General features: G+C 53.2%; 13 protein-coding genes and 1 pseudogene. 4 read left to right on the top strand and 10 right to left on the bottom strand.

Annotated features, from left to right (window positions below):
- Positions 1-228 precede the first annotated feature (228 nt).
- The gene (gene dps, locus ACQ86O_RS23560) at positions 229-732 is read right to left on the bottom strand and encodes a DNA starvation/stationary phase protection protein Dps (RefSeq protein WP_431223093.1); all 504 of its coding nucleotides are present in this window, start codon (positions 730-732) and stop codon (positions 229-231) included.
- A 374-nt stretch (positions 733-1106) separates the two neighbouring features.
- Between dps and ACQ86O_RS23555 the strand changes: the two genes are divergently transcribed.
- Positions 1107-1673 (top strand): shikimate kinase, encoded by a 567-nt coding sequence (locus tag ACQ86O_RS23555; protein ID WP_431223092.1) that lies wholly within the window; start codon positions 1107-1109, stop codon positions 1671-1673.
- 40 nt (positions 1674-1713) lie between these two features.
- Here ACQ86O_RS23555 and nanQ read toward each other — a convergent pair whose 3' ends face one another.
- Both nanQ and rhtA read right to left on the bottom strand, forming a co-directional pair.
- Positions 1714-2181: an N-acetylneuraminate anomerase gene (gene nanQ / locus ACQ86O_RS23550; RefSeq protein ID WP_431223091.1), complete on the bottom strand. Its 468-nt coding sequence runs from the start codon at positions 2179-2181 to the stop codon at positions 1714-1716.
- Between the two features lie 155 nt (positions 2182-2336).
- Entirely contained in the window at positions 2337-3224 is an 888-nt protein-coding gene (gene rhtA / locus ACQ86O_RS23545; protein ID WP_431223090.1) for a threonine/homoserine exporter RhtA, read from the bottom strand.
- A gap of 389 nt (positions 3225-3613) precedes the next feature.
- Here rhtA and ompX point away from each other — a divergent pair, with 389 nt between their 5' ends.
- Positions 3614-4132, top strand: coding sequence for an outer membrane protein OmpX (ompX, locus tag ACQ86O_RS23540; protein ID WP_431223089.1), 519 nt, complete (start codon positions 3614-3616; stop codon positions 4130-4132).
- A 99-nt stretch (positions 4133-4231) separates the two neighbouring features.
- Here ompX and ACQ86O_RS23535 read toward each other — a convergent pair whose 3' ends face one another.
- Positions 4232-5224, bottom strand: coding sequence for a nitrilase family protein (locus ACQ86O_RS23535; RefSeq protein ID WP_431223088.1), 993 nt, complete (start codon positions 5222-5224; stop codon positions 4232-4234).
- A 93-nt stretch (positions 5225-5317) separates the two neighbouring features.
- Here ACQ86O_RS23535 and ACQ86O_RS23530 point away from each other — a divergent pair, with 93 nt between their 5' ends.
- The gene (locus ACQ86O_RS23530) at positions 5318-6190 is read left to right on the top strand and encodes a LysR family transcriptional regulator (RefSeq protein ID WP_431223087.1); all 873 of its coding nucleotides are present in this window, start codon (positions 5318-5320) and stop codon (positions 6188-6190) included.
- 10 nt (positions 6191-6200) lie between these two features.
- Here the strand turns inward: ACQ86O_RS23530 and ACQ86O_RS23525 are convergent, their stop codons facing one another.
- The 6 genes and pseudogenes from ACQ86O_RS23525 to ltnD all read right to left on the bottom strand — a co-directional run bounded on the left by ACQ86O_RS23525 (position 6201) and on the right by ltnD (position 11887).
- Complete coding sequence (locus tag ACQ86O_RS23525; RefSeq protein WP_431223086.1) at positions 6201-6731, bottom strand: GNAT family N-acetyltransferase; 531 nt, start codon at positions 6729-6731, stop codon at positions 6201-6203.
- Positions 6732-6805: 74 nt separating this feature from the next.
- Complete coding sequence (locus tag ACQ86O_RS23520; protein WP_431223085.1) at positions 6806-8176, bottom strand: GntP family transporter; 1371 nt, start codon at positions 8174-8176, stop codon at positions 6806-6808.
- 108 nt (positions 8177-8284) lie between these two features.
- Positions 8285-9061 carry an HPr family phosphocarrier protein gene (locus tag ACQ86O_RS23515; protein WP_431223084.1) on the bottom strand — a complete coding sequence of 259 codons (777 nt, stop codon included), beginning with the start codon at positions 9059-9061 and terminating at the stop codon, positions 8285-8287.
- A 3-nt stretch (positions 9062-9064) separates the two neighbouring features.
- Positions 9065-9688 (bottom strand): aldolase, encoded by a 624-nt coding sequence (locus ACQ86O_RS23510; RefSeq protein WP_431225816.1) that lies wholly within the window; start codon positions 9686-9688, stop codon positions 9065-9067.
- Positions 9689-9711: 23 nt separating this feature from the next.
- Positions 9712-10973 (bottom strand): annotated as a pseudogene (gene otnK / locus ACQ86O_RS23505) (3-oxo-tetronate kinase).
- Positions 10973-11887 carry an L-threonate dehydrogenase gene (ltnD, locus tag ACQ86O_RS23500; RefSeq protein ID WP_431223083.1) on the bottom strand — a complete coding sequence of 305 codons (915 nt, stop codon included), beginning with the start codon at positions 11885-11887 and terminating at the stop codon, positions 10973-10975. The pseudogene otnK and the gene ltnD overlap by 1 nt, the downstream one beginning before the upstream one ends.
- Positions 11888-12145: 258 nt before the next feature.
- On the opposite strand from ltnD, the gene ygbI reads away from it, so the two are divergent.
- On the top strand, positions 12146-12910 hold the full coding sequence (ygbI, locus tag ACQ86O_RS23495; RefSeq protein ID WP_431223082.1) for a DNA-binding transcriptional repressor YgbI: 765 nt from the start codon (positions 12146-12148) through the stop codon (positions 12908-12910).
- Positions 12911-13352 lie beyond the last annotated feature (442 nt).

The raw sequence follows: 13352 nt of genomic DNA, 5'->3' as shown, positions 1-13352 counted from the left end.
GATAAAAAAACAGGCTGGGGCATAGACCCGCAGCCTGTCATTCCCCGCGTGGCGGGCCGGATTGATTATCCCCAAAGTCATCGGCGTTGGCCGCTCCAGCGCCTCCATGCGCCCGCAGCATTTGTACATCCTTGTACGGCACAGCCAGGCGGCCCCTGGGCTTACACAGGTAAAAGACGGGAGTCCACCCTCGCAACCAACAACGCCGCAGCTTCAAGTAACAACGGGTTATTCAATATTCGACTCGATAAACCACAGGAACTTGTCCAGATCGCGTGAGGCGGCGGTGAACATGTCGGCGGTATCTTCATCTTCAACTTCGGTTATGGCTTTACGGATCTCATTGGCGACCACGCCATAACGATCGGCCAACGCTTTCAGGTGTTCCTGGACGCTGTGAATATGGGTCGGGTAGCTTTTCAGTGAGGTTTTATCATTCACCACCTGCACGGTGCCCAGTGCGACTCCACCGAGTTGAACCACGCGCTCGGCAAAAGTATCCTGATGTTCGATGATGGCGGTACGGAAGCCATCGAGCATTTCATGGACGGCAATAAAGTTGGCACCCCGCATGTTCCAATGCGCCTGTTTGGTGATCAACGACAGGTCAATAAACAGCACAACCTGATGATTCAGCGCCTTGATAGCTGCCTGCTTGGCTTTTTCATCCACATCATTACGTGTGTACAGCAGATCAGAAGATTTCGTTTTCACCAGTTTAGCGGTACTCATATCAAATATCCTCTTCTTGATAGTGTATTGTCCTATTTTTGTGTCGGGAATAATTATAGCAGCGTTATTTGGTTTTGCTGGGCGAAAGTGGCTATTCAATTAATAGGCAATAATCGATAGCTATTTTACGGGTAGGGGGATATAACAATTGATGTGACTTTTGTTATTGATATTTAATGGTTTTAACTTATTAAGATAAAGCGGGTCAGGTTCCCCATTAATAATAACCACAATTTGGGTTGTTATTTCAAATTATAATGCTTACAGAATATTTCTGCGGAGTTTCAACCGGTTTTTCCTCCGCTAATTCATATTGCTAGGTAATTATCACTAGGCTAAAATTTCCAGCTCTGCAATTAACCGAGTCTGGACGCATGAAAATCAATGTCGTGGGCACCAGCGGCAGCGGTAAGAGCACCGTTGCGCGTCAGTTGGCACAAAAATTGGCCGTACCCTATATCGAGATGGACAGGCTCTACTGGCAACCAGACTGGCAGGGCACGGATGACGAAGAATTTCTGATGCGAATTGAACAGGCATTGGCAGTAGCCGCTTTGGGCTGGGTATTAGACGGTAATTATAAGCGCTCTAAAATTGTGAAATGGCGCGAGGTTGACTGGGTGGTCTGGGTGGATTACGGGTTTTGCAGGACGTTATGGCAGGCGACTCGCCGTGCCGCAGTGCGCGCCTGGCACAAAACCGAACTATGGCCAGGAACCGGTAATTGTGAAAGCTTCCGCCGTTCCTTTTTTAGTCGCGAGTCGATAATTTTGTGGACCTTGAAAACTTACCACCAGAACCGCAAAAAATATCAGGCAGAAAAGCAGCATGTGGACAACCGCCATATCCGTTTTATTCATTTGCGTTCACCGAAGGAAACGGCGGCGTTTCTGGCTTCACTGCCAGAACCCGCAGTAAAGGAAGCGGCGCAAAAAATCTAAGGCGTTTTAAGCCGGCCTGCCGACCGGCCCTTTGTTGGTTCTACAGCAGCAATTCGTAGTGTACTTTCACCACCACTTTCTTGATGTTCTGGGGCCCCTGTACCTGGCATCCAGGTTTATGTGGCTCCAGTGGGAAGAAAATCACGTACATGCCAGGTGTCAGATTCAGGGTCTGCGGGCTGCGTTTGATATCCAGCATTTGCAGATCTTTGCTTTCATCATAGGGATCGTTGCTGTCCCAACTGCCTGGCAGGCCAAAGTCGATCCTTTCTTCTCCCCCGATCAGGATCTGAATATCCAGATATTCCTGGTGGATCTCCGCGCGTTTGTTTTCAGCGGGTTCTGTGACCACTTCCATTACGTTCATAAACACCCGATCGCCATCGATCTCGTGTCGCCCCAGTTGCAGGCCAGGCAAATCATACTGGCGAACGGTATTGAGGATATTCGCTAACGCGGGTGAGAGGCCACGCCCAAAGCGGGGATTGTACAAACTGCCGTATATCATCCTGATTCTCCGTGATAAAGAAATAAAAATGACTAAAAGGACACAGGCTGAGTATGGCTATTATCCGCAGGGAAAAAGTTAACTGGGCAGCAATCACGCATCATCGTCAGGATTTATTTTACTGCGGCGCAGGGGAAACCCGTGCGCCTCAGCGTTCAGGACAGGTTTTCAATCTGTGGCTTGGGTTTGATGGTCAGGGTGGCTCCCATAGAGGCAGTGATAATGGCGGCCAAGGCCAGCCACTGCACCGTATTAAGATGCTCATTAAGGAAGATCATGCCGGACAGGGCGGCCAAGGCCGGTTCCAGGCTCATCAAGGTTCCAAAAGTCCGTGCCGGGATTTTAGGTAATGCGATAATTTCCAATGAATAGGGCAGCGCCGTAGAGAGGATTGCCACAGCCAGCGCCACCGGAAGAATATCCACATTCAACAGCGCACTGCCCGCTTGCCAGGCCCCGATTGGGCAAAACACCAGGGCGGCAATTAACGAACCGACGGCCACGGTGCCTGGGCCGTGATCCCCGCCCGCTTTCTGGCCGAAGATAATGTAGATAGCCCAGCAAGCTCCTGCTCCCAACGCGCAGGCTGCCCCCAAGGGATCGATGCTGCCCATATCGTGGCCCAGAGGCAGCAGGAACCACAGCCCTGCTATGGCCAGCGCGACCCAGAGAAAATCAATGGGGCGACGGGAAGAGAACATCGCAACCGCCAGCGGTCCGGTGAACTCCAACGCAACGGCGATGCCGAGTGGCACCGTGCGCAAAGAAAGATAAAACAGATAGTTCATCGCCCCCAGTGACAGCCCATAGATTAACAACGGCAACCGGCTGCCAGCCGCAAAGCGCATCCGCCACGGGCGGAAAATAACAAACAGTATCAGCGTACCTATGCTTAAACGCAGGGTTGTGATCCCTTCTGCGCCTACCAGCGGGAACAGGCTTTTGGCGAGCGAAGCGCCGCTCTGGATTGAGATCATCGCGACGATCAGCAAACACACAGGCACCAGCGTAGAAGAGGCTTTGGTGGTTACAGACGAAGACATCCTTTCAGGCCTTTATCGGTTTCCCTTCGTCAGGGAAGGTATATAGATGTTGCCCAGTGTAAAGGAATTGGCAGGATGGTGTTGACGAAAAGCGTGCGGCAAAACAAATCTGTCAAATTTTTGCTTGAAGATGGTTCCATTGGCTAAAAAATAGGCCAAAATTAAGAATTGTCTGTATATCGGATAGGTGATTATCGTCACAGAAAGGGATAGAATACCGGCGAAAATATAGGAAAATTAGACGGATGAAGTGCTCTTGTAATTTCCTGTTACACGATATAAAGCTTTAGACACTGTTTTAAAGGCAGAGTTTCACGCTAATTTTTGCTATATTTTCAACGTATGAACGAATTGATGTATTTTAATAATAAAACGCGTTTGAGGTGGTTATGAAAAAAATTGCATGTCTTTCCGCAGTAGCAGCTTGTGTGTTAGCAGTGACCGCAGGTACCGCAGTTGCAGGCCAGAGCACCGTATCCGGTGGCTACGCAATGGGTGATTTTCAAGGCGTTGTTAACAAGGCCGACGGTTTCAACCTGAAATACCGTTACGAATACGACAACAGCCCTCTGGGTGTGATCGGTTCTTTCACTCACCTGGAGAAGAACGGTTCTGAGAACGGTTTCTACGATAAAGCTCAGTACAACTCCATCACTGCCGGTCCAGCTTTCCGTTTCAACGACTGGGCAAGCATCTACGGTGTGATCGGTGTGGGCTACGGTAAATTCACTACCAATGCTCAAGATGGTAGCGACAACAACAGCACCAGCGACTATGGCTTTACCTATGGCGCGGGCCTGCAGTTCAACCCAATGCAACAGGTTGCTCTGGATGTGGGTTACGAGCAGAGCCGTATTCGCAGCGTTGACGTTGGCACCTGGAACGTGGGTGTCGGTTACCGCTTCTAAGATTTTGCCGCGCTTTCGGGCGTGAGCGTGTGGCCCTGATTGCTGCACCCGTTAAAAATCCGCCTTTTGGGCGGATTTTTTTGCCGCTGAGAACGGTGTTTATCGGTGTTTTCTGCCGGTTATCGTGGTCGGTTGTAAGGAAAACCGGGCGGTGCGTGCATCACGTTCATAGCCTTGTGGCTCGCTGAGCAGCCCGTACAGTTCTGGGCGGCGGCCATGGATCCAACGCCTGCCGGTGCTCATCGGGATTAATGAAAGGTCCAGATCGGCGGTAACCATATTATCTTGCGCTACCCAGGTCTCGGCGACGATACGGCCATAGGGATCAAGGATCATTGCATTACCCGTGCGGATCTCATCATCATCACGTCCCACGCCATTGCTGAACAGAATAAATATCCCATTATCATGGGCGCGGGCAGGTAGCCAGCGCATTAACCAACCCCGGCCGTTTTCACCCCGGAAAGCCGCTTCGATTGCCGCAGGGTCTTCTTCCCTACGCTGCCATAACCCCAAGGGCAAAGGCTTCATGCCATGCGGGCTGCGCGAGTGGGTTCCGCCGGTCTGGTGGGGAGCAAACAGGATATCTGCCCCCAACAGCGTAGTGGCGCGAACATTTTCCACCAGGTTATTGTCCCAGCAAATCAGGATACCCATACGCACGCCCCAAGGCGTATCAAAAACGGTAAAATTATCGCCACCCACTATCAGCGGGTGCTCAAAAGGATGCAACTTACGATGGACGTGCGTTTGGCCATCGGGCAGGCAGACTGCATAAGCGTTATAAAAGCGGCCCTCTTCATCCTGTTCGATCAGCCCAACACCAATGGCCATCTGGTAGCGTTGCGCTAACGGGTGGATGCGTGCGAGAGAAGGGCTGCCGGCAATAGGCTCTGCCAGCGCGGCAATATCGCTGTCGGCAAGATGGCGTACGTGCCAGTAACCGGTAATGCACATTTCCGGGAAGGCCAGCACCTGCACGCCGGCATTAGCGGCACGGGTGATAAAGCCTTCCATAATGTTGAGGTTATAGTTTTTGTCGTTGGCGCGGTGTTGAAATTGTACCGACGCAGCGCGCAGGGTCGTGGTCATATCAAGCTCCTGTTGTGGTTTCATCTTGGGATTACAGCAGCCGAGTTGATTACTGTATAATCAATTAAATTCCTCTTTTGATAACCTTTCGGAATGGATACTCGTCAACTACGGGCCTTTGTCACTTTGGCTGAACTGGGCCGTTACCACCTGGCAGCGGCGCGGCTGTGTATCACCCAGCCTGCGCTGAGCAAGCAGATTCAAGCTCTGGAATTACAATTGGGCACACGCCTGTTCGATCGTGGCCGCCAGGGCGCACTGCTCACGGCGAGCGGTGAGGCGTTGTTCCCAAAGGCGCGGGAACTGATGACGCAGCATGAACAGTTCCACCTGCATGCATTGCAGGTTGCCAAAGGTGAAGCCGGGAGGTTGGCGTTAGGGTTTGGGCTGTCGAGTTTTCATCTGGCGCCGCAGTTGGTGTCGGCCTTTCGCCAGCGTTTTCCTGCAGTGGCGATCAGGTTGGAGGATATCCCTTCGGAAAGGCAGTGCCAGCTGTTGCTGGAAGGCAAGTTGCAGGCTGGATTTGTGCGCTTACCGATCACTGAACCCTTGCAGGCCTTTCCGTTATTAAGCGATCGGCTGGTGCTGGCTGCCCCGGCGGCGCTGGCATTACGTGCAGACAACCTGCTGGCGGAGTTCCACCGTTTACCTCTGTTGCAACTGCTACCCCGTCGCGGGCGCGGCCTGAGTGAGCAATCCTTGCGTTTTATCGCGGCTCATCGGCTGGAGGCCAACGTGGTGCAACAGGCGGGAGATATTCAAACGCTGTTGGCACTGGTGGCCGCAGGCGTCGGCGTGGCGTTATTGCCGCAAAGCATTATGCACATTGTGCCTGCGGGAGTTGATATCCTGGCCTTGAGTGGCGAGCAAACCGAGTGGCAGGTGGGGTTAGCCTGGGATCCGCAGCGGCCAGATGCGCTGCGGGATCATTTTATTCAGGTTGCACTTGAGATGGCAGCGCCGTGAGGCTTGCCACTCAAAGTGGCCGATGCATCACCACCGTGGATTGCTGATGGTATTCGCTGCGGTGGCTTTCCACAAATCCCACTTTTTTCGCTAGCCCAATTGAGGCGCGGTTTTCCGGCGAAATAATGCAGACGGTCTTCCCCTGCGGGAAATTGTCTTTCGCCCAGGCCAAAGCGGCGTTCAACGCCTCGGTAGCATAACCTTTGCCGTGGGCTGATGTGATGAGCGTCCATCCCATTTCCGGCACATCGAGAGCGGGTTGTATTTCGCGGTGAAAATCGGCGAAACCAATGCCGCCAATGTAGTGACCGCTGGCTTTCTCTCGCACTGCCCAGTAGCCATAACCCAGTAACTGCCAATGGCCAATGTAGCGCAACAGGCGGCCCCAACTGTCTTCCCGATCACGCGGATTGCCGCCGATATAGCGCACCACAGCCGGATCGGCCCACATGCTGGCCAGTGCGTCAAAATCTTCCAGCCGGTGCGCGTCCAATACCAGGCGCTCGGTAATCAACGTCGGGGCGGCAGTAAAAGTGGTCATAGTGGGTTCCTGAACAAGAGAAAAGCGATGCCAGAGCACCGCTTTGAATAAGGGTTGATAACGTTCAAGATAAATCAGACCGCCAGCCACAACAACCAGGTAAACACAAAACCGCTCAAGCCTAGCAGGGTGGTCAGCACCGTCCAGGTTTTCAGACCATCGGCGACAGAAAGCCCCAGGTATTTGGTTACGATCCAGAAGCCGGAGTCATTCACGTGCGATAGCCCTAATCCGCCAAAACAGGTTGCCAGTGTGACCAGCACCAGTTGCAACGGGTTGAGGCCGATCACCGCTTCGGAAAGCAGGCCGCCAGTGGTCAGAATCGCTACGGTGGCGGAACCCTGCGAGGCACGCAGAGCCAGCGAGATGATAAAGGCCGCCGGGATCAGCGGCAGGCCAACGGTGGTTAGTACATCGGCCAGCGCTTTACCTACCCCAGACTCTACCAGCACCTTGCCAAACACCCCGCCTGCACCGGTAACCATAATCACCACGGCTGCGGTAGGTAGCGCTCCTCCCATTACATCGCTGGTGTGTTGAAGGCTCCAGCCACGGCGGATAGCCAGAAAATAAAACGCCAGCATCAGGGCGATCATCAGCGCGACCCCTGGCGAGCCTATTAATGACAAGGCGTCACGCAGTGGCGAACCCGCAGGCAACAGAGTGGCCGAAACGGTACCGAGCATAATGATGGCGATAGGGATAACGATCAGGGCGGTAATCAGCCCGGCACTGGGAGGATTGATCCGATCGCTGAGCGGGGCTTTGTTCTCAGGTGCCGGTTCTGGCGCAGCCAGTTGTAACTGCTCCAATACTTCGATAGAAAGCGGGTAGGTTTTACGGTTAAGGTATTTTGCCGCAAAATAACCGATAACCCCCACAGGAACGCAAATCGCCAGGCCGACAATGGTCAGCCAGCCGATATCAGCATTCAATAACCCAGCGGCGGCTACCGGACCAGGATGTGGCGGCAGGGCAACGTGAACGACCAGCATCACCCCGGCAACAGGCAGGCCAAACTTCACCGGTGAAACTTTCGCCACTTTGGCAAAGCCGTAGATGATTGGTGCCAGGATGATAAAGCCAACGTCAAAGAATACCGGAATGCCGAGGATAAACGCGGCGATGGTCAGTGCAGCGATAGTGCGTTTTGGCCCCAGTGCCGAACTAAAGCGTTGCGCCAGGGATTCCGCACCGCCGGAATGTTCGATCATTCTGCCCAACATCGCACCCAGACCGATGATGATCGTCACTGAACCCAGTACGCCCCCCATACCGGAGGTCATCACTTTCATGACTTCACCGGTAGGAATACCGCTGGCAAGAGCGACCAGCAGGCTGACGACCAGCAGGGCGATAAACGGCTGAATTTTCGCCTTGATTATCATCAGCAGGAGTAGCACTACACCTAATACAGCAATAATGAGTAGCATAGTAGGAGACATTGAATAACCTTTATTCAGGTAAGAGTCCGGCACCGCGATCGCCTTGCGGCCATACGGGTGCATTTAATTTTTATGTTGTCTATTTCTGGTGTTGGCGCAGGCCCGGTCTTACAGGTAAGGTTTTACCCATTCAAGACCCGCCGTGGTTACCCCACGAGGCTTATATTCACAACCGATCCAGCCTTGATACCCCACTTTGTCCAATTGGGCGAATAGCCAGGGGTAGTTCAGTTCACCGTCATCGGGTTCATTACGATCGGGCACTGATGCGATCTGGATGTGGGCATAGCGCCCGGCCAGTGAGGCGATCAGATTGCCAATGTTGCCGTCCACCAACTGCGCGTGGAATAAATCGAACTGAACAAATACGTTCGGGCGATCGATAATTTCTACCAGCTCTGCTGCCTGATGCTGGCTGGAGAACAGATAGTTTGGCTTGACCGGCGGGCTGAGCGCTTCGATCAGCACCTTGATGCCGTGAGGTGCAAAGGCATCGGCGGCGTAACGGATATTGCTGATAAAGGTTTCCCGATAACGGGCAATATCCTCACCCGGCGGCACTACCCCAGCCATCACATGGACATTGGGGCACTTCAGGGCAATGGCGTATTCCAGGGCGCGGTCGATATCCGCACGGGCATCCTGTTCACGGCCTGGCAAGGCCGCCAGCCCCCATTCCCCCACGCTGATATCCCCAGGTGCGGTATTGAACAACACCTGCTGCAAACCCTGTTGCCTGAGCTTCTCGGCCAGTTGTTCGGCCGGGTAGTCGTATGGGAACAGGAATTCCACCGCTTTGAATCCTGCCGCCGCAGCGGCCTCAAAGCGATCCAGAAATGGCAGTTCGTTAAACATCATTGATAAGTTGGCGGCAAATTTTGGCATGGTTCAGCTCCGTAACTCGGCAATTTCATCATCGGTTAAATAGCGGATTGGGCGGTTGCCAAGGGTGAAAATCAGCTTGGCTGCGTCTTCCATCTCTTCGGTATTGTTCGCGGCTTCCCGCAGGTTTTCACCGGTCACCACTGGCCCGTGGTTTGCCAACAGGAAAGCTTTGTAGCGTGGGGCAAGTTTGGCCAGCTCCTCTGCCAACCGCAGATCGCCGGGGCGAAAATAGGGGACCACCGGGATCTGGCCAACGCGCATCACCACGTAAGGGGTGAAGGGTTTGATGGCATTGCCGGTATCCAGGTTTTGCAGGCAGGATAGCGCGGTAAGGTAGGTGCAATGCAGATGCACCACCGCCTTGCACGCCGGGTTGTTTTGGTAAAGTGCGCGGTGAAAACTAATCTCTTTCGAGGGTTTATCGCCAGAGATCCACTCACCGTTCAGGTTCACTTTCGATAGTCTGTCAGCCTGCAATTCCCCCAGGCATGAGCCGGTGGGGGTGGCCAACAGGTTTCCGTCCGGTAGCAACAGAGAAAGGTTGCCCGCTGAACCGGTAGCGTAGCCGCGCTGGAAGAAGGAGGCACCCAGGTGCACCATCTCTTCTCTTGCCTGCAGTTCCGCGATTTGATGTTGTTCAGCGGTCATGGTCATACTGGAAACTCCGTTTGTGCTCTGGCGAAAAAGTTTTCATCGCCGAAGTTGCCCGATTTCAGGGCCAGTGATACAGGTTGGTCGATGGCGCGTACCCAAGGAACGCCGGGCGAAATGCATGGGCCGATATGAAAACCACGGATCCCCAACGCCTGAGTGACTACGCCAGAGGTTTCGCCACCGGCAACGATAAAGCGGCTGAAACCAAGCTGTTGCAGGCGCTCGACAACTTCGGCAAACAGGGCTTCCACCGCCTGGCTTGCCGCTTCGGTACCGTATTGCTGCTGAGTCTGCTGCAACAGCTCCGGCTCTGCGGTGGCATACAGCATCGGGGCCAAAGGCTCTGCGGCATGTTGCGCCACCCAGGAGCTCAGTTCGGCGGCGTAAGCGCTACGATCACCCGCCTTGATACAGCGCGCGACATCAATACTTTGCGTATTGGCCTGCTGGCGATAGCGTGCAACCTGCCGGTTGGTCATGGTGGAACAGGAGCCGGAAAGCACCACGGCTTTATCACCTTGTGGTGCACCGGCTGATTGCGCCTTCGTCTGGCCGGGTTGCGCCCATTGGCGGGCAATCCCGATCGCCAATCCCGATCCGCCGGTAACCAGTTTCATGGTTTTCAGCGCTTCACCCTGGGTGAGCAGATGCTGTTCATTAAGGGTATCCATCACTACATAGCGCACACCTTGCTGTGCCAACTGCTGCAGTTTGTCTTGCACCGCGCGGGGGCCAGCCTCCATCTCGGCGGCGTTTACCAACCCACAGCGGCCACTGGCCTGTGCTTCCATCAACCGCAACAGGTTACTGTCGGTCATTGGCGTAACCGGGTGATTGCGCATGCCGGATTCCGACAACAGTTGATCCATCACGAACAGGTATCCCTGGTAAACCGTGCGCCCATTCACCGGCAGCGCAGGGAGATCACCGTTTGCTGTTCACCCAGAGCGTCAAGCAAGGCGTCGGTGACTGGCCCGATATTGCCTTGGGCGGTACTGTCGAAGGTGGAACAATATTTGAAGTAGAACTGGCGGCAGCCCTGACGTTGCAGCCAGGCCAAAGCCTGTAACGATTGCTCTATTGCCAGATTAGCCGGGCAAGAGCGGGATTTAAGGCTGATCACCACCGCCTGCGCATTTACCGGGGTATCATCCTGAGGCACACCGTTCAGTTGTACCGTCGGTAAACCGTTTTCCACCAGGAAGCTGGCGATGTCGGTGGCACCGGTAAAGTCATCTGCAATTACGCCAAGCAGCATTATGAGTTCTCCTTATTCCTGGGCAGGTCAATACCGGCGAAAATCTTGATCACCGCGCTGTCGTCTTCCTTGCCGTAACCGGCGTTACTGGCGGAGGTAAACATATTGAATGCTGTGGAGGCCAATGGCAGGGGGAAGTGCAGCGCTTTGGCGGTGTCGGCTACCAGCCCGAGATCTTTGACGAAGATATCGACCGCAGATTTTGGCGAGTAATCACCGTCGACCACGTGGCGCATCCGGTTTTCGAACATCCAGGAGTTGCCTGCCGCGTTAGTGACCACGTCGTACATCACGTCCAATGGAATACCGGCACGTGCGGCCAGCGCCATCGCCTCTGCTCCGGCAGCAATGTGTACTCCAGCCAGCAACTGATGGATGATTTTTACCGTGGCCCCCAGGCCGATCTCTTCACCAATGCAATACACTTTACCGGCCACGGCATCCAGCACCGGTTGTAATTGAGCGAAGGTACTTTCACTGCCTGAAGCCATAACGGTCATTTGGCCGGCCGCCGCCTTGGCTGCGCCACCAGAAACCGGGGCATCCAGCATTGGCAGATTGAATGCCCGCAGCTTTTGTTCAATATCTTTGGCATCTGCTGCCGCGATGGTCGAAGAGACCATCACCGGCGTATTGGGTTTTAACTGCGCGGCCAGGCCGTTGTCACCGAACAGGATCTGTTTCACCTGTGCGGCGTTGACCACTAACAGCAACACTGCGTCCAACTCGCTGGCAAAACCTTCTGCACTGCTGGCTGCCTGTTTGGCCCCAGCCTGGGTAAGCGTAGCCAAAGCTTGTGGGTTGAGATCTATCCCATAAGTCGTCAACCCGGCATTGATACATGACTTTGCAGCACCCATGCCCATCGAACCTAGGCCGACGATACAGACTGAATAGTTTCCTGGTCGTGTCATGATGACTCCTGTTAATTTTAGTGATTATTTGTTTTGTTGTGTTAAATATAGGCGTTACTGACGGAATTATCGGTGACCATCTTCACAATTATTAACATTGAAAAGTTTTGCATCAAATCGGGAAACGATTCCTAACACAATGCTTTTAAAGGTTTTTTATGGCTATGATGGCTTCACAGCCTGAAAAGCTTTACTTTCTCTGCACGAAAATTGACGTAAAATCACAATTATTATCACTGCGGTCATTGAGAGGGAAACGTGATACCTGTTGAACGTCACCAACAAATTCTAGCGCTGGTATCTGAACGCGGCGTGGTAAGCATTGCACAATTGACTGAACGCCTGGGCGTATCGCACATGACCATCCGGCGCGATCTGCAAAAGCTGGAAGAGCAAGGCGCCGTTCTGGCTGTTTCCGGCGGTGTGCAGGCCGTGGAGCGAATAGCGATTGAACCATCGCATCAGGATAAGGAAGGTATGTTCAGCCAGCAGAAAGCGGCCATCGGGCAATTGGCAGCGCGCCAAATCCCGGCCAACAGCTGCATTTATCTGGACGCTGGCACGACTTCACTGGCATTGGCCCGCCAGATTGGCGAACGTGATGATATCACTGTGGTCACCAACGATTTTGTTATCGCTGCTTACCTGCTTGAGAACAGCCAGTGCAAGCTAATCCACACCGGGGGCACGGTGTGCCGCGAAAACCGCTCTTGTGTGGGGGCCGCTGCGGCTCAGGCTTTGCATAATCTGTTTATCGATCTGGCGTTTATTTCTGCCTCATCCTGGAGCATGCGCGGGCTATCAACGCCCAGCGAGGATAAGGTGATGGTAAAAAAAGCCATTGTTGCCGCCAGTCGCCGCCGTATTTTGCTGAGTGATACCTCCAAGTACGGAAAGGTAGCGACCTATCTGGCGCTGCCAATCTCGGTATTTGATGTGATTATTACCGATGGCAACCTACCGCAAGCGGCTCGTGAGGCGATCATGCAAGAAAATATCACATTGCTTACCGCGGCAGACTGAATCACACAAAATCGTTAGCCCGCCCCACTAAGAGAAGTTGTCAGCAAGAGAAATATAACGGCTCATTCATTGAGCCGTCTTTTGTAAATTATTTACTTTGGTTACTATATTCCATTATTTTTCTAAACCTTTACCCCTGATTATTCCATTTAACCGTCACTGAATATCTCCGCCAAACGCCATTTTATCAGTTTTATCCTGGTCGCTAAATCAAAGAAAAGCGATTGCTTTTCTTTTATCTATACCTCTGAATGCTTAGTGATGTTATGAAATTCAGGTGGTATTCAGCGATAAGGCGGGCTATCTGCCAGGGGGCAGTGAATCGGGTATTTTGGCATGGATCACTATGCGCAACAGGGAGTCTAGCGACAATTCCAATACAGTAGGTCATTAATCCTACAAGGGAATTAATGTTTTTTCACTTTTATGTATACTCGCTATA

Origin of the sequence: Serratia sp. L9, from assembly GCF_050632285.1 — a bacterium.
Taxonomy (GTDB): Bacteria; Pseudomonadota; Gammaproteobacteria; order Enterobacterales; family Enterobacteriaceae; genus Chania.
Note: the sequence above shows the minus strand (reverse complement) of the source record. Positions and strands in the feature narration are given on the sequence as shown.

What these genes read in the sequence shown, in the direction of transcription:
- dps (WP_431223093.1), bottom strand. Translation starts at nt 732, where the DNA reads ATGAGTACCGCTAAACTGGTGAAAACGAAATCTTCTGATCTGCTGTAC.
- ACQ86O_RS23555 (WP_431223092.1), top strand. Translation starts at nt 1,107, where the DNA reads ATGAAAATCAATGTCGTGGGCACCAGCGGCAGCGGTAAGAGCACCGTT.
- nanQ (WP_431223091.1), bottom strand. Translation starts at nt 2,181, where the DNA reads ATGATATACGGCAGTTTGTACAATCCCCGCTTTGGGCGTGGCCTCTCA.
- rhtA (WP_431223090.1), bottom strand. Translation starts at nt 3,224, where the DNA reads ATGTCTTCGTCTGTAACCACCAAAGCCTCTTCTACGCTGGTGCCTGTG.
- ompX (WP_431223089.1), top strand. Translation starts at nt 3,614, where the DNA reads ATGAAAAAAATTGCATGTCTTTCCGCAGTAGCAGCTTGTGTGTTAGCA.
- ACQ86O_RS23535 (WP_431223088.1), bottom strand. Translation starts at nt 5,224, where the DNA reads ATGACCACGACCCTGCGCGCTGCGTCGGTACAATTTCAACACCGCGCC.
- ACQ86O_RS23530 (WP_431223087.1), top strand. Translation starts at nt 5,318, where the DNA reads ATGGATACTCGTCAACTACGGGCCTTTGTCACTTTGGCTGAACTGGGC.
- ACQ86O_RS23525 (WP_431223086.1), bottom strand. Translation starts at nt 6,731, where the DNA reads ATGACCACTTTTACTGCCGCCCCGACGTTGATTACCGAGCGCCTGGTA.
- ACQ86O_RS23520 (WP_431223085.1), bottom strand. Translation starts at nt 8,176, where the DNA reads ATGTCTCCTACTATGCTACTCATTATTGCTGTATTAGGTGTAGTGCTA.
- ACQ86O_RS23515 (WP_431223084.1), bottom strand. Translation starts at nt 9,061, where the DNA reads ATGCCAAAATTTGCCGCCAACTTATCAATGATGTTTAACGAACTGCCA.
- ltnD (WP_431223083.1), bottom strand. Translation starts at nt 11,887, where the DNA reads ATGACACGACCAGGAAACTATTCAGTCTGTATCGTCGGCCTAGGTTCG.